General features: G+C 33.0%; 20 protein-coding genes. 3 read left to right on the forward strand and 17 right to left on the reverse strand.

All coding sequences use genetic code 11. The annotated features are described in order from the left end of the window. Positions 1-7: 7 nt before the first annotated feature. Positions 8-1,027, reverse strand: coding sequence for a rod shape-determining protein (gene mreB, locus ACW9JY_RS01875; protein ID WP_103076104.1), 1,020 nt, complete (start codon positions 1,025-1,027; stop codon positions 8-10). A gap of 227 nt (positions 1,028-1,254) precedes the next feature. Between mreB and ACW9JY_RS01880 the strand changes: the two genes are divergently transcribed. The 3 genes from ACW9JY_RS01880 to speE are packed head-to-tail and all read left to right on the forward strand — an operon-like array spanning position 1,255 to position 3,082. After that, positions 1,255-1,791, forward strand: coding sequence for a helix-turn-helix domain-containing protein (locus tag ACW9JY_RS01880; protein ID WP_103076103.1), 537 nt, complete (start codon positions 1,255-1,257; stop codon positions 1,789-1,791). 14 nt (positions 1,792-1,805) lie between these two features. Next, positions 1,806-2,204, forward strand: coding sequence for an adenosylmethionine decarboxylase (gene speD, locus ACW9JY_RS01885; protein ID WP_103079574.1), 399 nt, complete (start codon positions 1,806-1,808; stop codon positions 2,202-2,204). Continuing rightward, on the forward strand, positions 2,204-3,082 hold the full coding sequence (speE, locus tag ACW9JY_RS01890) for a polyamine aminopropyltransferase (RefSeq protein WP_103079573.1): 879 nt from the start codon (positions 2,204-2,206) through the stop codon (positions 3,080-3,082). Before speD ends, speE begins: the two co-directional genes overlap by 1 nt. 35 nt (positions 3,083-3,117) lie before the next feature. On the opposite strand, the gene ACW9JY_RS01895 is transcribed toward speE, so the two are convergent. From ACW9JY_RS01895 to ACW9JY_RS01970, 16 genes are all read right to left on the reverse strand, one after another. Then, positions 3,118-4,158 (reverse strand): spore photoproduct lyase family protein, encoded by a 1,041-nt coding sequence (locus ACW9JY_RS01895; RefSeq protein WP_457283168.1) that lies wholly within the window; start codon positions 4,156-4,158, stop codon positions 3,118-3,120. Further along, the gene (locus ACW9JY_RS01900; protein WP_457283169.1) at positions 4,127-4,963 is read right to left on the reverse strand and encodes a 5'-methylthioadenosine/S-adenosylhomocysteine nucleosidase family protein; all 837 of its coding nucleotides are present in this window, start codon (positions 4,961-4,963) and stop codon (positions 4,127-4,129) included. The genes ACW9JY_RS01895 and ACW9JY_RS01900 overlap by 32 nt, the downstream gene beginning before the upstream one ends. A 9-nt stretch (positions 4,964-4,972) precedes the next feature. Continuing rightward, positions 4,973-6,376: a DNA polymerase III subunit gamma/tau gene (dnaX, locus tag ACW9JY_RS01905; RefSeq protein ID WP_457283170.1), complete on the reverse strand. Its 1,404-nt coding sequence runs from the start codon at positions 6,374-6,376 to the stop codon at positions 4,973-4,975. Continuing rightward, the gene (locus ACW9JY_RS01910; RefSeq protein ID WP_457283171.1) at positions 6,373-6,990 is read right to left on the reverse strand and encodes an IMPACT family protein; all 618 of its coding nucleotides are present in this window, start codon (positions 6,988-6,990) and stop codon (positions 6,373-6,375) included. The genes dnaX and ACW9JY_RS01910 overlap by 4 nt, the downstream gene beginning before the upstream one ends. After that, positions 6,980-7,786, reverse strand: coding sequence for an SAM hydrolase/SAM-dependent halogenase family protein (locus ACW9JY_RS01915; RefSeq protein ID WP_457283172.1), 807 nt, complete (start codon positions 7,784-7,786; stop codon positions 6,980-6,982). Before ACW9JY_RS01915 ends, ACW9JY_RS01910 begins: the two co-directional genes overlap by 11 nt. Positions 7,787-7,811: 25 nt before the next feature. Then, positions 7,812-8,987 (reverse strand): ABC transporter permease, encoded by a 1,176-nt coding sequence (locus ACW9JY_RS01920; protein WP_457283173.1) that lies wholly within the window; start codon positions 8,985-8,987, stop codon positions 7,812-7,814. A gap of 3 nt (positions 8,988-8,990) precedes the next feature. Then, positions 8,991-9,695 (reverse strand): hypothetical protein, encoded by a 705-nt coding sequence (locus tag ACW9JY_RS01925; protein WP_457283174.1) that lies wholly within the window; start codon positions 9,693-9,695, stop codon positions 8,991-8,993. A 12-nt stretch (positions 9,696-9,707) separates the two neighbouring features. Next, positions 9,708-11,066, reverse strand: coding sequence for a tRNA uridine-5-carboxymethylaminomethyl(34) synthesis GTPase MnmE (gene mnmE, locus ACW9JY_RS01930; RefSeq protein WP_457283175.1), 1,359 nt, complete (start codon positions 11,064-11,066; stop codon positions 9,708-9,710). A gap of 12 nt (positions 11,067-11,078) precedes the next feature. Continuing rightward, a complete protein-coding gene (locus ACW9JY_RS01935; protein ID WP_457283176.1) occupies positions 11,079-14,003 on the reverse strand; it encodes a DEAD/DEAH box helicase in 2,925 nt (974 codons plus the stop codon). Positions 14,004-14,010: 7 nt separating this feature from the next. Beyond that, positions 14,011-14,712, reverse strand: coding sequence for a hypothetical protein (locus ACW9JY_RS01940; RefSeq protein ID WP_457283177.1), 702 nt, complete (start codon positions 14,710-14,712; stop codon positions 14,011-14,013). Further along, complete coding sequence (locus tag ACW9JY_RS01945) at positions 14,691-15,188, reverse strand: hypothetical protein (protein ID WP_457283178.1); 498 nt, start codon at positions 15,186-15,188, stop codon at positions 14,691-14,693. Before ACW9JY_RS01945 ends, ACW9JY_RS01940 begins: the two co-directional genes overlap by 22 nt. Positions 15,189-15,545: 357 nt before the next feature. After that, on the reverse strand, positions 15,546-15,851 hold the full coding sequence (locus ACW9JY_RS01950) for a hypothetical protein (protein WP_457283179.1): 306 nt from the start codon (positions 15,849-15,851) through the stop codon (positions 15,546-15,548). Between the two features lie 2 nt (positions 15,852-15,853). Next, complete coding sequence (locus ACW9JY_RS01955) at positions 15,854-16,549, reverse strand: sigma-70 family RNA polymerase sigma factor (protein WP_457283180.1); 696 nt, start codon at positions 16,547-16,549, stop codon at positions 15,854-15,856. Positions 16,550-16,561: 12 nt separating this feature from the next. Next, positions 16,562-17,059, reverse strand: coding sequence for a chemoreceptor glutamine deamidase/glutamate methylesterase CheD (gene cheD, locus ACW9JY_RS01960; protein WP_103076087.1), 498 nt, complete (start codon positions 17,057-17,059; stop codon positions 16,562-16,564). Beyond that, entirely contained in the window at positions 17,052-17,684 is a 633-nt protein-coding gene (gene cheC / locus ACW9JY_RS01965) for a CheY-P phosphatase CheC (RefSeq protein ID WP_103076086.1), read from the reverse strand. Before cheC ends, cheD begins: the two co-directional genes overlap by 8 nt. A gap of 37 nt (positions 17,685-17,721) precedes the next feature. Next, positions 17,722-18,420 carry a flagellar brake protein gene (locus ACW9JY_RS01970; RefSeq protein ID WP_103076085.1) on the reverse strand — a complete coding sequence of 233 codons (699 nt, stop codon included), beginning with the start codon at positions 18,418-18,420 and terminating at the stop codon, positions 17,722-17,724. Positions 18,421-18,498: the final 78 nt, after the last annotated feature.

Below are 18,498 nucleotides of genomic sequence, written 5' to 3' on the forward strand. Positions count from 1 at the left end.
TCTCATATTAAGCTTTTTGAGATATACTTTTTATAAGATTAATCTTGTCAATAACCATTCCAGCCCCTCTAGCCACACAAGTTATTGGATCATCCGCTATTACAACTCTTATCAACGTTTCTTTTTCTAGCAACTCCTTTATACCTTTAATCATCGCTCCTCCACCAGCTAAAAATATACCTCTATTAACGATATCATACAAAAGTTCAGGTGGAGTTTCTTCAATGGCCAATTTAATATTTTCAACTATCTTGGAAACAGGGACTCGCATTGCATTTCTTATCTCTGAGCCTGTGATCGTAACACTCTTTGGAAGTCCAGATAGAACGTCTAAGCCTATCACTTCCATACTTAAATCACTGTATTGGGGGCTATCAAAAACATTACCAATCTCAATTTTTATCCTCTCAGCGGTTTTTTCTCCTATTACCATATTGTATTTTGATTTTATGTGATTGATAATTTCTTGATCGATCAGATCTCCCGCTACCCTTATAGATTTGGATAATACAATATTTCCTAATGAAATTACAGCTATTTCTGTGGTACCTCCACCTATATCTACAATCATATTACCGGATGGTTCTTCTACATCTAAACCAGCGCCAATAGCCGTTGCCATAGCTTCTTCAATTAAAAAAGCTTTACTAGAACCGGCATCCAAAGCAGCTTCTCTCAGAGCATTTCTTTCTACTTGAGTTGCATCTGTAGGTATTCCCACAACTACAGATGGTTTAAAAAAGCTAAAACCATTCAATGCTGTGTTTATAAAATACTTAAGCATAGTCATAGCGACATTATAATCTGCTATTACACCCTCTTTTAGTGGTCTAACGGCGATTATATTAGCAGGTGTTTTTCCAATCATTTTCTTAGCTTCTTTTCCTACTTTAAGCAATTCTGACGTTTCTTTATTGATAGCTATAACGGAAGGTTCATTTAGAATTATCCCTTTACCTTTCATATAAACTAAGGTGTTTGCTGTTCCCAAATCGATACCAAGATAAGGCCTCAAATACGATCGCATTATATAAAAGTCCTCCTTAAAAGTATATTATGCTCCCCACCCATTTTGTTTAGAATATTCCTAATCAGCTAACTAATAATTAGTATAACACAAACAACTCATTATTGATGTTGTGGAAACATAAATGTAAATTCTCGTAATTGACAAATATAAAATAAAAATTTATAATATTAACCGACTTGTTTAATTAACTGTGCATTTTTGATAGTTTATTGGAGGAACCTTGAATGCAAATAGGTGAAAAGATAAAAAGTCTTAGAATAATGAGAAACATGACCCAAGAGGAACTCGCAACTAGATCTGATTTAACAAGAGGTTTTATTTCCCAAGTTGAAAGGGATTTAGCTTCCCCAACTGTTGAAAATTTGGAAATGATACTAAGAGCCTTAGGAACAGATTTGAAAGATTTTTTTTCAAATCTTGAAAATAAGGAAAAGATTGTTTTCACAAAAGAAGATCGAATACCTATATATGATACACCAAAAGGAGTTAAAGAAGAACTTCTTTTAACAACGTCGGAACCAAAAAATATAGAACCTTCTTTAGTGGTTTTGCAACCAGGTTGTTCGACTGATATCGAAAAACCCCATGAAGGTGTGGAATTGGGATATGTGATCGAAGGAGAGATAGAGTTATACCTCAACAAAGAAGTTTATCTAGTACGTAAAGAGGAAACTTTTTTTTATTCAGCCAATAAGAAACATTTCATAAAAAATAAAAGTACTTCAAAAACAGCAACTCTAATATGGATAGAAATATTTTAAAGGAGGATTGAGAGATGGCAAAATCCCTAGGAAGACATTTAATATCAGAATTATACGATTGCGATGAAGAGATACTAAACGATGTTCAACAAATAGAATATTTAATGAAAAAAGCAGCCATTGAATCGGGGGCAACAATAGTTACTTCTACATTTCATAGATTCTTACCACATGGGGTAAGTGGAGCAATAATTGTTTCTGAATCTCATTTGGCAATACACACTTGGCCTGAATATAATTATGCTTCTTTAGATATATATACTTGTGGAGATTCTGTCGATCCATGGAAAGCTTTTTACTATTTGAAAGATGCTTTAAATTCAAAAAGACAGGAGAGTCAGGAATTTAAACGAGGAGTCTTTTCTACTATTGGAATTCCTGAAAATTCCGCACATAAAGTTGAGGTGAGTTGATGGCTGAAAATAATTATACCTTTCCACATACTATTTTTACCGAGTATGATAAAGCACATAATGTGGGAGTCTTTACAGAAACAACTAATCATATTTATACCGAGCAAACAGAATATCAAAGAATAGATATATACGAAACACCCGCGTTTGGAAAACTATTCTCGTTAGATGGAGTCATTATGACGAGAGATTCAGATGAATTTGTTTATCATGAAATGATCTCACACGTTCCTTTGTTCATACATCCTAATCCCAAGAAGGTTTTGATAATCGGTGGAGGGGATGGAGGAACTGTCAGAGAAGTATTGAAACATGATTCAGTAGAGAAAGTTGTTCTTTGTGAATTGGATAAAAAGGTTGTAGAAGCTGCTTTAAAGTATTTACCTAACATTTCTTATGAGTTAAAAAATCCAAAGGTGGAATTGGTTTATGAAGATGGGAGTAAATTCGTTTCTCAATTTAAAGATGAATTCGACGTTATATTGATTGATTCCACAGATCCCACCGAAGGTGAAGGAGGACTGCTTTTCACCGAAAAGTTTTATCAAAATTGTTTTGAAGCCTTGAATGAAAACGGAGTTTTTTCCGCACAAACCGAGGAGCCTTTTTTAAAGAAAGAATGGATGGTAAGAGCGTATAGGAGAATCAGCAATACCTTCAATATAGCACGATTGTATATGGGTTATGTACCTCAATATATGCCGGGTACGTGGACATGGACGTTTGCCTCAAAAAATTTGGATCCAATAAAAGATTTTGACCCTGAAAAAGTTAAAGAGTTTAATAAAGAACTTAAATACTACGATGAAGAAGTACATGTTGCATCTTTTTCTCTACCTGTTTTTGTAAAAAAATTAATTAGTGAATTCAGTAAATAATGACGGACAATTGTCCGTCTATTTTTCTAAAACAATCAAACTACGTATATATTTGTCTTATTATATATTTTTTCTAGTTCTGAATAGACGAATTCGATCATTTCACTTTTTAATTCCTCAGGGTAGGTGGATACACCATTTGTGGTTTGATAAGGAAAAAATGCAATCGGGGATTTAAAAAACTTTTTAAATCTTTTTAGATAGTCAACTGGAATTCTAAATACTCCTAGTGTAATTGCGTTAATCTTTTTTAGGTTAATTTTTTTAGATATCGAGTTAATAAACTCCTTGTATTTCTCTTGCCAATTTTCTCCGATATAAAGTATAGGATCCAACGCTAAATTGACTTTCCACCCTTTTTGTAGCAATTGAGATATAGCCATTAACCTTCTTTCTAAAGAGGGGGTGTTTTTTTCATATTTTTCTATTGCTTCCTGTGGGGATATGCTCCATGTAATGATCAAATTTTCTAATGGAGAGTAATTCAGGAATTTTTTATAATTGGTTGATTTAGTGCGGATTTCTATAGTTATTAGAGGGTTTGCCTCAGCAAAATCTATCCATTCTTTTAAAAATGGATAGATTCCTTCAAAAAGAAGGATGTCTGAATCATACGATATACTTAGATAAATTTTTCCTTGACCCCGTTCGGGGCGTTCTTTAATCTCGTTTATCAATCTGCTTAATTCATGAAAGTAATCTGAGAGATTAACAAAGAATAAAATGTGGGAAGAGAAGTTCATGCCTTTCAAATAACAGTAATCGCAATCGAATAGACAATTAACTATGAAATTTGTGTAGTAGAAATTTTGTTGTTCAAAATCATGGCACAAAGGTGACCCTTTATAGATAAAATCACCCTTGTTAACTGCCAGAATCAGAGACGGTGAGAGCTTTTGTAGAAAAGGGTTTTGGTTTTTCCTGGAGAATATTTCATTGTAATTATCAATATAGACTATCTTACTTTTGTTGAGTTTGCTTGTAATTTCATTGGTTAGTGGATAATTTAAAGCATCTTTTTCAATGTAGATGTGTGAGAAAGTTTCATTTGTATAGTTTTGTTTTGAGATCTTCAAAAATCGCATCCCTTTCTTTTTTACTTTTCGGAATGTAGTTAAAATATTCTTTTAAGAATAAAGGACTTACTTTTTTATTCGATTTGAAATATGCATATGCATTTTCAAGTTGTTTGGTCTGTGAGAACGTTAGTTTCAAACTTTTAGATACCTTCTCTATGATTTCTTCGTCTTGTTGTTGAAGAATAGGTTGAAATAACTTTAGTAGAGAACTCACCAATTTTGTGAAAGAAAAAATTTCTTCTAATTTATCGTAAATCAACTCATCTATATACTTTTTAGTCAGTCTTTCTAATGGTTGATTTTTGCTTACTTTATCGGAGACTATTTTTAGCACATATACCTGATGCACAGACAAAAATTTTGAAGCAATTTCAAAAAAAGCCGATGATTCCATGTCTACTAGATCTTCTTCAAATTCATAATTGCTGTGGAGAGTATCTATACTTTGTATAGAGCCTTCTTTTTGGTTGTGTTTAACTAAGATATCCGTATAGTACTTTCTTTTTCTCTCGTAATCTACTACTTTATTGACTAAAACTAGATCGCCAACATTAAATTTGTTATTTAAACTACCGCATATTCCTAAATTTATTGCATAATCACTATGGTTCAGATCCTTTAAGGTATCTTTCAATAAATAAGATGTAGCTCCGGCTGCATTGATTTTCCCTACCCCTGATATTACAAGATGGACTTCTTCGTTTTGATAAGTCTCAAAAGGTCTATCTGTTGTTTTTTTTAAATTTAAATATTTTATTATCGCTCGTGCTTCAATGCCCATTGCAGAGATTATATAAAGCATGTAATTCCCTCAGAACAGTTTCTTTTCTCTCAAATTGGCTTTTTCTTTTTGCTGGGTCAGACTTTCCACCTCGCCACCTTCGAGAGAAAAAGTGATTTCGTACGATCCATCGATCAGTAAAAATATATTCACTTTTAATTCATCTACATACTTTTTTAGAATCTCAAATTCTAGCTTTTGGTCTGAAGAAAATTTGAAGTGTATTTTATCGTTTTCAATTTCTGGATTTGAATAAAGCAAAGCGAAGTATATCGCCATGTTGGACTTCTTTTCATGTGGGTCACTGAAGTAATCAAGGATTTTCTTCATAATTGGGTGTTGAGTTTCGTTGGGAACGGATTCTGTGGCTACTTGTTTTCTATTTGGAGTTTTTTTATTTTCATGGGGCAAAGGCACGGAAGTAGTTGAATTTTTGTACATGAAATCTAAGATCTCCACATCGAAAATCAACCTTTTATTTTCACTGTATTTTAAATCTTTAAGTATATTGTTGAAGGCACCCATTAGTTGAATTAAGTTATCTTTTTTATTAGTAATTAGTGATTCAAATATGTATTCTATGGCCTGCTCCAAAAGAATTTCTGGGTCTTTTCCTAAATTGAACAGATCTTCAGATTGTGCCAAAAATTCATCTGTTTTTGAATTATAGACATTTTCTACGAATTGAACAATAAAATTTTCGTCAAATAAACCTAATATGTCGAGGGTGTCTTGGTGGGTGATCTTCATCTCTCCAAATTTTTCTACTTGTTCCAACATAGATATGGCATCTCTCATCCCACCTTTTGCCCTTTTAGCTATGATCTGCAGGGCATCTAACTCATATTCTATTCCTTCAGAGCTTGCTATATTTTTTAACCCTTCTACTATTTCATTCTGACCTAAATTTTTGAAGTTTATAATTTGAGCCCTAGAAATGATGGTATCAGGGACTTTTTCCAAATTTGTGGTTGCTAAAATAAAAATAACATGTGAAGGTGGTTCTTCTAACGTTTTTAATAGCGCGTTGAATGCTTCCCTTGTCAACATATGAAATTCATCGATTATATATACTTTGTATTTCCCATAGACTGGTCTGTAATTGGAGGAGTCCCTGATGTTTCTAATTTCGTCTATTCCTCTATTCGAAGCCGCATCCATTTCTATTACATCCAAAAAACTGTTATTGTTTATAGAAACACAGTTCTCGCATTTGTTGCATGGATTGTACCCTTGAGGATCCTTGCAATTTAATACTTTGGCAAGTATCCTGGCGGTAGTGGTTTTTCCGGTGCCCCGCGGACCCGAGAAAATATATGCATGAGAGACCTCTTGCTTGTTTAAAGCGTTTTTAAAGTATTTTACTACATGAGGTTGTCCTAAAATTTCATCAAAATCTAAAGGCCTGTATTTTCTGTATAAATTGTTGTTCATGAAATTCCCTCCGAATTGCCGATAAAATTTAAATTGTACACCTTGTTTTTTATTAATGATAAAACGTCTTCTTGATTATGCTCCAATACCTCAAATATGAAATAAACTTCGTCTGAAAAGTTTTGCTCTATTATTTTGAAGTTATTCTGTTTTTGCATGAGGTTTTGTATGAAGGAAAAATTACTGTAGTCACATTTTGCCTCGTAAATAAATGTCTTCTCGTAGGTGACTACTTTAGAGGCTTTAACAACTTCTTCAGCAGTTTTAGAATACGCATCTATTAAACCCCGAATCCCTAATTTCACTCCTCCAAAATACCTCGTAACTACTATCGCCACGTTTGATAGACCAAATTTTTCTATTACCCCGTAAATAGGCTTACCCGCGGTGCCAGATGGTTCGTTGTTATCAGAATAATTAGCGATTCCCCTTCCTTTCTCATGCACCTTATAAGCCCAACAGTTATGCGTGGCGTTATTATATCTTTGAGAAATCTCTTTTATAAATTTTTGTGCTTCATCAACCGAGTTGACCTTGGCGATATTTCCAATAAATTTTGATCTTTCTACCGTATATGTAACTTCGATAGGATCTTTTATGGATTTATAATTCAAGATAAATCTTTACCTTCCCTTCAAAATCATCGGTTAGGTTAAATTTATGAGCTGCATTTGATTGATTGGCAGAAATCTCATAAAATCCTGAGCTATCAATATGTAACAATAATTCACCTTTCTTTACTTCAGCGTAGTTTTTAACAACTCTTGCTGTGTTTTTTGCTCCGTTTATTTCAACTGTTACCTTTTTGCCTAGATCTAAATGCTCAAGATAGTTGGAAGATAAGTTAGTTTCTATATTCCCAAAATCATCTGAATATAAATAATCACATATTACTTTGTTGCCTTCAATGATAGGTTTTTGCACATCTAAAGTTACTAATTTGTCAGTTTTTGGTCCAAAATGATCGATATTGATACCTTTAGAAATGTATGCAGTCACTGGTGCAAATATATCACGCCCATGAAATGTTGATGAATAATCGGTTTTATAGAAAAATCTCTTGTCGGCTAACTCAACAGATTCTTCAACTCCGAACTCTTGGATCACAAAAGTAAATAAACCGTTATCTGGACCAACAAAATAATAGTTGTATTTTGACGTTTTCAAAGCGATCGGTTTCCTAGGGCTACCTACGGTTGGATCAACAACACACAAAAAGACGGTACCTTCTTCAAAATCTCGACAAGCCCTGAAAATTAGAGCTGCATACTTCTTTATATTAAAATGTCCTGCACTATGTGTGATATCAATTATATCAGCATTTTTATTTATTCTTTTTATAACGGATTTACACACGGAGACATAATATGAAGAAAGTCCCCAATCCGTTAAAAAGGCTATAACATTCATCGAATTAAACCCTCCTAAACCTCCCCTATGTTTCTTGCGTAGCTTGTAATAAAAGTAATGATGCCACACAGAAAACAATTCCAAAACCTAACAATATTAAGATTTCAAAACTTAGATCACTTAAGCCATACCCTAATACCGTTATTTTTCTCCAGCCATCTAAAGAGTATTTAACAGGAAATAGGTTTGCCGTCTTTTCAAGAATACTTCCTGTAGGTATTGGGATCAAAACACCACCAAAGACCAACATCCCTCCTATCATTGCCGTTACAAGGAAAGAGGCAGCACGAGCCGTTTTTAAAAAAGAAGATAAAAACAAACCAAAAGAGGTGAAAGAGAATACAGATACTAAAACGAGTAAGATTAAATTCCATGGATTACCTTGGGATTGAACGCCAAAAATTCTGAACATATACCACGAGAACATCCCTGCAACGAAGCCTATTATTATGTACGATATTATTTTTGATAAAATGAATTCCCGCGTTTTTAATCCGTTTGATATGTATAGATCCAGTAATCCAACTTCTCTAGCTTGACCGATAGAAGAGGCTATTCCTATCATAGATAACAAGAGGATTACAACCACCGCTACGATGGGAGCAAACATATCATTAATCCCTAAATTTGTGGTGGGAGAAACAACCAAAGAACCATCTGAGGCGTTAGGAATAAGCATTTTTATCTCTGGTTTGGGCCTCGTTTCATCGATTCCAATACCTCCTTGAAGTAAGAATTCCGTAGTGGAGCCCACTTTTATTTCGGGTATCCCTGCAAGCTCATCAAAAACAGCTTTAAATCCGGTATAGACCATCATACTATTCTGAATTTTGTGAGGATTTGGTATGATGTACAAAACCGTTTGCTTGCGATCAACTAAATCTTGCGTAAAACCTTTTGGAATGATCAGTATTGAATCATAGTTTGCTTCTTTAATTAGTTGATTTAATTGTTCCTCATTTTTAATTTCGATGGTATTTTCAAAATTCAAAAATTGTTTTATCAAAATAAAACCTAAATTACCCAAAAGACTGTTATCTTCATTGTATAAAGCTAATTGGAAATCTTGCGCCATATCAGTAGGATAGAATGAAGAGCCAAAATAGGCTAAAATAATAGGTATTATAACACTTAAGATTAATACTCCTCGATTTCTAAGTACTTTTTTTATCTCATACCATGACATCTTCAAAACTTTCATTGTCTATCGCCCCATTTCTTCTAAATGCTCGGATATTTTAAGTATGATGCTTGGTGATTCGTAAAAAGTTAAGGACTCATCCCCCACTAAAAGATATAATCCGTAGGTGTTTATATACGGTTTATGCATCGTGCTCATATTACTTGGCCAGATGAACATATCTCTTATTTTGGGATAGTACAACTCTTGTTTCTTTTGTAATTTGAACATGCCGAAATCATCTATTTCGTTATAATCAATAAACCTCGTATAATACCCACTTCCCAACTTAGTGTTGAAAGCTATACCTTTGTCTGAAAAACCAAATGCGGCAGTGGATAAATTTGTTAATTGATCAATATTTCTAATCTGTCCCATTCCAAAAAAACATATTTCAAAATCCCAATTTTCTTTAGAGTGACCTGTTTCTTTTATATAATCTTTCAAATCGTCAACTATCTTTTCATCTCTTGAGGCAACGAAAATCAAAACCGCTGCCAAAGAGATATATAAAAATATCGGTATATTTGATAGCCCAATTATATTCATAAAAAGTTGTGAGATTAATAAGAGTGCCCCTTCTGTGATGAATGGTTTTGATCCCCTCTTTTTAAGAATAAAATATGAAATAATTAAACCTATAGAAGATATTCCAAAAAAGTACCATCCTTTTATGAAAAATTGTATTAAAGGGATTAGTCCAAAAAAAATGGAAACTAACCGATACATATATTTTACCTCCTACTTTCCAACGCAGAACGTGGAAAAGATTTTATCCAGTAATTCTTCAGTATAATTTTCGCCAGAGAGTTCGTAGATCTTTTCAAGTGCTTTTCTTATGTCATACATAATTACATCGTTAGAAAAACCTTTCTCTAGCGAATGGATGGCGTTTAAAACGGACTCTTTAGATGATTCTAAGGCCATCTTTTGCCTTTGGTTAGTTAGAGTTGGCTCTTCTATGTTGACCTTTTCAAAAAACTTTTCATATATCTTATCTTCTAAAGTTTTAATCTCTCCGTTCTTTGCAGAAATTATAACAAAATCATTTGGATTTTTTTGTTTCAAAGAAAGATAATTGCTCTCTTTAAAATTAGGAGAATCGGATTTATTCAATACAATTATAACAATTTTATCTCCCAATTCATTTAATTTAGTATAAATTATTTCATCTTCCTGTGTAAAGGGGGTTGTGCCATCCAAGACAAACAAGATTAGATGAGAATTCTTTATGGAATTTATGGTCCTTTCTATTCCAACCCTTTCCAACGTGTCTTCTGTGTATCGTATTCCGGCTGTATCTATAAGTTTTAAGTATATACCGTTTATGTTCAGATTTTCTTCTATAGTATCCCTAGTTGTCCCAGGAATGTCTGTTACAATTGCTCTATCTTTTCTCAAAAAGGCGTTTAACAAGGTGCTTTTCCCGGAGTTCGGTTTTCCTACTATAACTGTTCTAACACCTTCAACGGCTATAATACCATTGTCAGCTTCTTTTAGTAGTTGATCCATACTATTTACGATATGAACTAATTTGTTTTTTAAATTGTGATCTTCAAATTCTATGTCATCTGGATAATCCATTTCTACCTCGATCTGGGCAGAGATATTTAGCAAACTGTTTTTTATGTTATTGATTTTTTCAGAAAGAGCATTTTTAAGTTGATTAAAAGACGCTTTTAAAGAGATTTCAGTCTCTGAAGTAATCACATTGTTTACAGCTTCTGCTTTTATGAGATCCATCTTACCGTTTAAAACAGCACGTTTTGTAAACTCTCCAGGTAAAGCTTGTCTTGCCCCATATTTTATAATTGTATTGAATACAGCATAAGTGATAAGTTTACCACCATGGCAAAATATTTCAAGCATATCCTCTCCTGTATAAGAGTGAGGTTGTGAATGGTATACCCAGGTAATCTCATCGACTTTTTCTCCTTTTTTATCGTAAAGCCAACCATAGTACATCTTCTTAGGGGTATATTTTTTTCTTTTTAATGCTTGATCTATTATGTTTTTAACGTGATTGCCTGAAATTCTTACCACCCCTATAGCTCCCGTGCCAATTGGAGATGAAATGGCAACTATTGTATCATTCAACATCTTTGTCACCTCTTATGAAAAAACCTTTTCCATGTATTTCATATGGTCTTTTGGCCCATAACTAATGAGCTCTTTCGTTTCTGGATAAAAAGTAATCTTTCTTGAATATTTATTGTATTTTTCAATGACAGGATTTACATTATTTTCGAATTTAAAAGATATGTATGTGTCTCCTATTTCTATCTCTTTAATTCCTTCCATATTAGCTTTAACTTTTATCAGAGCGTACTGAAACAATCTTTCTACTTCTTCTGGAAGTTTACCGTATTTATCGCGTATTTCAGACCTTATATCCTCAACATCATCAACTGTTTTAGCCACCGATATTCTTCTATATATTCTCATTCTTTCAATAGAATTAGAGATATATGATTCTGGAATAACTATGGAACCTTTTATACCTTTTATTTCTGTATAGGTTTGAGGTTTTTGAATCTCTTCTTCCTTTTTAATTCCATATTCGAATAAAATTTTATTCAACATCTCATGGTATAGATGGTACCCTATCGCATTAATATGACCTTTTTGCTCTATTCCCAATATATCCCCGTATCCACGAATTTCTAAATCTCTCAAAGCAAGCTTTAATCCACTTCCTGGTTCATTGTACTGTTTGATCGCTTCCAGCCTTTTTTTGGTTTGAGGGGTGACTTCTTTTTTAAAAAGAAAGTAGACAAAAGCTCTTCTGTTAGATCTTCCAACTCTTCCTTTAATTTGATATAACTGAGAGATTCCATACCTTTCTGGATCGTCTAGGATAAGGGTATTAACATTGGGTATATCTATCCCATTTTCTATTATTGTCGTTGATAGAAGTAGATCGATATTTCCATCGTACAACTCGTTAATAGATTTTATGAATTCCTTTTTTGGTGTTCCACCATGTACCATTGTTATCTTAACTTCTGGAACAAGGTTTTGTAATTTTTTGTACAGTTCATTTAATTCTTGCACTCTGTTGTGAATATAGATCGTTTGTCCGCCTCTAGATTTCTCTCTCAAAATAGCCGTACGTACTAACTTATCTGAATATTTCCCAATAAATGTTTGAATAGGTAACCTACCTACAGGCGGCGTCGATATCGTGGATATGTCCCTTAAACCGCTAATCGACATGTATAGGGTTCTAGGTATAGGAGTGGCACTCATCATAAGGAAGTTTACTCCCTCACTTAACTTTTTGAATTTTTCTTTTTGAAGTACTCCAAATCTTTGTTCTTCGTCTACTATCACTAACCCAAGATTTTTTACCTGCAGTAAATCTGATAATAAAGCGTGCGTCCCTATTACTATATCTACTTGGCCTTTTTTTATGCTTTCAAAAAGATCTTTCTTTTCTTTTGGTGTTTTATGACGAGTAACTAAAGCTATCTTAATTCCAAAAGGGTCCATTCTTTGTTTGAAATTTTCGTAATGCTGTTTAGCGAGTATCGTTGTTGGAGCTAATAGTAGCACTTGATAATTCGAAACAACCGTTCTGAAAGCTGCTCTTATAGCAACTTCAGTTTTACCAAATCCAGAATCACCTGACAACAATCTGTCCATTGGTTTTTCACTTTCAAGATCTTTCATAACCTCACTGATACTCTTTTCTTGGTCAGGTGTTTCAACGTAAGGAAAGGTTTCTTTGAATTTTTCTTCCAATTCAGAATCTCCGAATAGTTGTATCCCTCGTTGGTTTTCTCTTAATGCATAGATTTTTTGAAGTTCTTTGATCTTTAGTTTAATTTCTTCTTTTACCTTTTGCTTCGTATTTTTCCACCTTTTGCTGTTCAAAGAAGATATTTTAACTGATTCAGGGTCTCCGATGTATTTAGATAGTTTGTCTAACCTACCTACTGGGACATAGACCTTTGAATTATCTGAATATTCTAATGTTACAAACTCTCTCAAACCCAAAGGGGTCTCAACTTTGTTAACGCCGTGATATATTCCTATTCCATAATCTTCGTGTACCACCAAGTCCCCTTCATTTAGATCTTCCCAATCAAGAAGGGGTATATATTCCAACCTTTTGTCTTCCTTTTTGGGTTTGATAAAATAAATCTTTTCTAAGGTAAGTTTTACTTCATCGTATTTTATTTTGTTCAAAATTTCAAGGTTATGTCCTGAAAACATTTTATATATTTTTCGTTTTAGTTCGGTGTCACACATTTCATAATTTTCTTTTTCTTTTTCCGAATAAGATTTTATGATTTCTTCTTTGTTTATTAAATAAATATCTCTGTCTTCATTTAGATAACTTAATATTGTATTTTTATCTTTGTAAAAGATTCCTGGGAGAGTGTTGAATTGATCAAGAGTTAGTAGCTCTTTCCCATTTGCTTCATTAATATATTTTTTTAACCTCTCCTCGTAAATTTTTAAGTTGTTGCCAAATTTCAGGATTTCAGATCCGGGAATTATCTCTACTTCATTTAAATTTTCAATCGATCTTTGAGAATATGTATCGAAAAGAGATATTCTATCTATTTCATCATCCCATAATTCTATTCTTACAGGTTGTTCGTAAATTGGAATAAAAAAATCCCTTACAAAACCTCTTTTAGAATATTCTCCAGGACTAGTTACCTCTTCAGAAAGGTTGTATCCTAAGTTGTAAGGAACATTAGATTCAAGATCGAACGTATCTCCAACTTTGATCTTTTTGCTTACAAATTCATTTTTAGGTAAGGTGTACTTTATTAAAGATGAAAAAGTAGTTAAAATAGTAGCGCTCTTTTTCGTTAATAAGGCATATAATGTTTTCATCCTATTTGCTTTGATGTTTGGAGAGATATACAAATTTTCAAATGGAAATATGTCAAAATCCGGATAAATGAAAATCTCTCCATCCTCATCGAAATCTTGGAGATATCCATCCGGTAAAACTAAAATTTTCTGTTTGTTGACTTTTTTTATCGAGTTTAGAAAATTTACAAGTTCTTTTCTAATCAATTCAACATTACCTCCTGATAAACTTCAAATACTTCTTATTGTTCTCAGAATCAAAAAAAGCGGCACAATCAAAATAGTCAGTAATGTCTGCTTCATTATTTTTGAGAAAGCATATTAATTTTTCACCTTTCCAATAATAATTTATCTCTTCTGCTATAGGAACTTTAACATAAAAACCTAGGAACGATAGTTTTATCTTTTGTAATTTTTTTGATGATGCAATCTCCTGTGCCAACTGTAGAATGTATTCCTTCGAAACAGGTCTTTTTAAAACTTTTCTAATTGGTTTAACTACTATTTTTTGAGGCACACTTTCTTTAATATTAAATTCTATCATTTTTGTCGTATTTAGAATTGTATTCGTTGACATTGGCACGTTTATTAAACTAACCCCTATCTTAATTTCACTATCCCTTATATTTATACCAGACAAAGAAGAACTTTTAATTATATTAATCTTAATAAAATCCAAATTAATTATTTTTTTTGGTAAAAGTTGGTCTGTTTCTTCAATAAAGGTAATTCCCTCTTCAGTCGAAGGGAGTTCTGTTATCTTTACTAACTCGTTGATATTAACGGTCTTTATTTTTAGGTTTTGGGTTTTTGAAGGTAGAAGTTGAAAATTTATATTCTGAAAAGGTACGGAATTTATAGGGGTATCAAATGAAAGGTTAACTTGGTTAATAGTTATTTTTCTTTTGAGGAACATATATACACCAAAGCCTCTTTTAATCGAATAAATGGTTCAAAGATATCAAAAATTTCTATGTAGGATTTGATTTTCTTCAAAGTAAGAGAATCTAGCACTTTCGAAGAATAAAATCTTAGGCTAGAATTTTGATTCATGGGAATTATGCCCTCTTTTTCTTTAACCTCAAAGCCTTTATCACTGCTTACTTCCATTATATACATTATAACTTTGTCAATATCGATATAATTTATTAGATCACTGTCGTCCGTTAGTATTAAGTCCACGTTGTGAGGCGAGTATAATTCTTCGTTACTGAGTATTTGAAAGGCTAAATAATTTTTTAGGTTCGATCCATAAATTATTTTTTGGATTTTGGAAGGTTTTATTGGTTCTGTGTATTTAAAGGAAACAGGGATTCCATTTTCATTGAGAATCAATAATCCACCTGAAAACATTTCGTCTTCTGATTTGTATATTGTAAAATAACCTAACATAAATTTTTATTTCTCCTTCCATACCTGGACGTTAAGGGGTAAACCCCTTAAGATCCCCAAGTTCAAAATCAAAATCATTTAAAAACACAATTTGCATTTTGCAGCAAACAAGGCTTTGCTGCTTAAGATCCCCAAGTTCAAAATCATTTAAAAACATAGTTTGCACACTACGGCAAACAGAGCTCCGCCCTTTGACCCTTTTAAAAACAGACTCTTCTTTTGGAAACTTAATTGTTTATAGGATTTTCCTGTAAGCTGCGCTTAGTCTTTATTAGCGCCCCTTCGCCCCGCAGCCCGCCCATAAGGATAAAGAAGTTTCTGACCTTTTAACCCTTTCCTACACATAAGGATAGATACTTATAACCTTAAATCCAAAAGTTTACCTCTGTATTCATCTACCACATGCCTCTTTACAATGTCTTTGTTTTCATTACTTAAAGACCTCTGAGAGGAAATCCCAGTAGATGATTTATTATCAACATTTTTCTTTTCAACTTGGTCTTTATTTTTTATCCTTTTTTGTAGGTTTTGAGAATATTCACTCGCTTGTTTAACTAGTAACATATTTTTGGCTGCATCGTAAGAATGAGATATTGCTTGCACATTATTTGCAACATCTATAGATTTGGTTACCAATATTTGTAATTCGTGAAGTGAAGCCATATTTATTCACTTCCTTGAATCATTTTTTTTAATTTTACCAATATTACTGAATGCAACTGAGAAACCCTCGATTCGCTTATTTCTAAAACACTTCCTATTTCTTTAAAGGTTAATCCTTCGTTGTAATAAAGGGAGAGTATCAGTTTTTCTCTTTCTTCTAGTTTCTCGATACTTTCTTTTAATTTGTCATGTAAGATATCTTTATAAGCAAGTATTTCAGGGTCGTTTTCTTCCTGTATATATTCAAGCCAGTTCTCTTCTTCGCTGTTTAAAAAATATTCATCCAACTGAAGGATCTGCCTTTTACTCAAGGAGAACTTTATCTTGTCAACATCATTTTTTTCAATATGAAGTTTTTCTGCTACTGAATTATCGTCTATGTACTCATTATCTTTACATTCATAAATCAAATCTTCGTACTTTTTTACTAAACTCCTTATCTCTTTTGGAAGCCAATCTATCCTCCTTAGATAATCATACATAGAACCTTTTATCCTTTTTAAAGCATAGGTGTAAAAAGAAGTGCCTTTCTCCGGGTTGTATCTCTTATATGATTGAAGTAATCCTATAATCCCCTCCTGAATCAAATCCTCCACGTCTATATTTTTAGGTAAAGTGGTTTTTAAATTTAAAGCTATAATCTTTATTTTCGGCAAAAATTCCATTACCAATTGTTCTTCATTAATTTTGTATTTCATTCATTTGCCACCTTAAATTACTGTGATTTCAACCTTTTCTCCTCCGCCAACCTTCTTAACCTTTAGTTCTCCATTTGAAATGTTAAATTCAACACTTCTAGCTCTATTTCCTCCAGTATCTTCAGCGATTATTTTTATGTCGTTTTCTTTCAAAATTTGTCTCACAGCTTCAACGTTCTTAGCTCCAACATTCAAAGAATTATTGGAGTTTTTGAACATCGCTGCTCCTCCCGCTATCTTAGCTTCCAGATATTTAACGTTTCCACCTAAATCAACAATTCCATCTATTATCGCTTTTATACCTGTGTCTGCATATTTACCGATCTTTTCATCCTTTTTGCTGCTTCTACTTTCAGGAAGCATTACGTGGACTAACCCTCCAATGAGGTTTTTTTTATCTCGTAAACAAACCGCCACACAGGAACCTAACCCTAACGTGACCAAAATCGCCGGATTTTTATCTACTATGTATTCTCCAATTCCTATTATTTTTTTCTTGCTCTCAGTCATTATTCGTCCCCATTCCTAAGGTTTTTAATAATTTTAAAATATTTTGTTCGTCTGATAAATATATTAAGAAGCCTTTTACGTTCCCTTCATACTCTTCAATATTTATTTCTGTTCTAATTAGGATTACAAAATCGCTACCTTCAGTAACCATAAGAGAAGATTCAGAAACTATGGCTGTTAACATATCTACTGTAATTTTTGGGGGCAAAGAATGTATGTTCAAACCTGTGAAATTTGAAAGTGCGGATATATAAGAGCTACACATAATATTGCCAATTTCACCGATGGCTGAAGAAGTCATTTCATCAATTTGGGTTAAGTCTTCAGGTCTAGGAAGCATTAACAACTCTAAAATATTTTTAGTCTCTTCGGTTCCTAGCAGAAACAAAATTGCCCCATGCAGTTCCCCACCGATTTCTACCATCGACCCTGCTGTTATCTCTTCAGGATCAGTAAACTCCTCCCATAATTCTGAAAGAGGAATAATTTCAGCAGAAGGAACTGTGATATCAATTTTCTTGTTCAACATCGTTGAAATAGCTGTCGCTGCATTACCTGCACCTATGTTTCCTAATTCCTTCAATGCATCCAATTTTTGTTCGTTAATCTCATCATAGATGGACATTAAACTTCCCCCTTTTTAATCTAAAAACGGTACTGTATCAAATCTTTTTAAATAACTCTCGCTCGAATTTGAAAACAAACCTCACCAGTTCTTCTTCTTTTTCTCTTGTTAAGTTTAAAAACTTAATTCCATAAATGTATTCTCTACTTGTAGTTTTATCAATAAACCGAACAACCTCAGATTCTATGTTTTCGAGTCTGACTTCATTTTTTAAAACTAAATTTATTGTTATTCTTTGTCCGACTTTCATCTCTTTAGAGGTAACGATAGACAATCCTCCAGCACTGAAATCTTTAGTTATAAACCGGTATTTGGTAGGTTGAAGGTTCTCCTCAGTTTTACTATTTTCTTGGTCTTCTTTCAGATAAAAGGTACCTTCCTCTGAAAAAGGGATCCTAGCATGTTCTCGTCTTTGTACTCTAAAAATTATTTCAGGAATGTTTATTATAAGGTATCTGATATTCCCTTCTTTTCCACTACTATAAACTTTGCTTTTGAATAAATAAACAGCCCTTGAAGAGTATGCTCTTACTTTTAGATTTGTACCTCGAAAAATTTGCAGATATGCACCTTTAAAAATGGGCATTCCTATTTTAGCTAGATTACTGTTGAAGTCGTATTCGTAAAGAATACTTTTATAAACTCCTTGAATTCCTTTTTCTTGAATTTCCAAATCCAGAGGCATATTAGTGTATAAAACATTCTTTGAGCTTACTTTTTCGACAAAATCAGACATCTTAAACCCCTTTTCTATCTATATTCTATATCGCCCCTTCGCCTCGATGCCCGCCCTTCTAAGGAAGGAAGCTGTGGT

It is taken from the genome of Petrotoga sp. DB-2 (assembly GCF_054051725.1).

Bases quoted from the DNA above. Each gene is read 5' to 3' on its own strand.
- ACW9JY_RS01970 (WP_103076085.1), bottom strand. From the start codon at position 18,420: ATGTCTGATTTTGTCGAAAAAGTAAGCTCAAAGAATGTTTTATACACT.
- ACW9JY_RS01880 (WP_103076103.1), top strand. From the start codon at position 1,255: ATGCAAATAGGTGAAAAGATAAAAAGTCTTAGAATAATGAGAAACATG.
- cheD (WP_103076087.1), bottom strand. From the start codon at position 17,059: ATGACTGAGAGCAAGAAAAAAATAATAGGAATTGGAGAATACATAGTA.
- ACW9JY_RS01925 (WP_457283174.1), bottom strand. From the start codon at position 9,695: ATGTATCGGTTAGTTTCCATTTTTTTTGGACTAATCCCTTTAATACAA.
- speD (WP_103079574.1), top strand. From the start codon at position 1,806: ATGGCAAAATCCCTAGGAAGACATTTAATATCAGAATTATACGATTGC.
- ACW9JY_RS01920 (WP_457283173.1), bottom strand. From the start codon at position 8,987: ATGAAAGTTTTGAAGATGTCATGGTATGAGATAAAAAAAGTACTTAGA.
- mnmE (WP_457283175.1), bottom strand. From the start codon at position 11,066: ATGTTGAATGATACAATAGTTGCCATTTCATCTCCAATTGGCACGGGA.
- ACW9JY_RS01950 (WP_457283179.1), bottom strand. From the start codon at position 15,851: ATGGCTTCACTTCACGAATTACAAATATTGGTAACCAAATCTATAGAT.
- ACW9JY_RS01955 (WP_457283180.1), bottom strand. From the start codon at position 16,549: ATGAAATACAAAATTAATGAAGAACAATTGGTAATGGAATTTTTGCCG.
- ACW9JY_RS01940 (WP_457283177.1), bottom strand. From the start codon at position 14,712: ATGTTCCTCAAAAGAAAAATAACTATTAACCAAGTTAACCTTTCATTT.
- mreB (WP_103076104.1), bottom strand. From the start codon at position 1,027: ATGCGATCGTATTTGAGGCCTTATCTTGGTATCGATTTGGGAACAGCA.
- ACW9JY_RS01945 (WP_457283178.1), bottom strand. From the start codon at position 15,188: ATGTTAGGTTATTTTACAATATACAAATCAGAAGACGAAATGTTTTCA.
- cheC (WP_103076086.1), bottom strand. From the start codon at position 17,684: ATGTCCATCTATGATGAGATTAACGAACAAAAATTGGATGCATTGAAG.
- ACW9JY_RS01915 (WP_457283172.1), bottom strand. From the start codon at position 7,786: ATGAATGTTATAGCCTTTTTAACGGATTGGGGACTTTCTTCATATTAT.
- ACW9JY_RS01900 (WP_457283169.1), bottom strand. From the start codon at position 4,963: ATGCTTTATATAATCTCTGCAATGGGCATTGAAGCACGAGCGATAATA.
- dnaX (WP_457283170.1), bottom strand. From the start codon at position 6,376: ATGAACAACAATTTATACAGAAAATACAGGCCTTTAGATTTTGATGAA.
- speE (WP_103079573.1), top strand. From the start codon at position 2,204: ATGGCTGAAAATAATTATACCTTTCCACATACTATTTTTACCGAGTAT.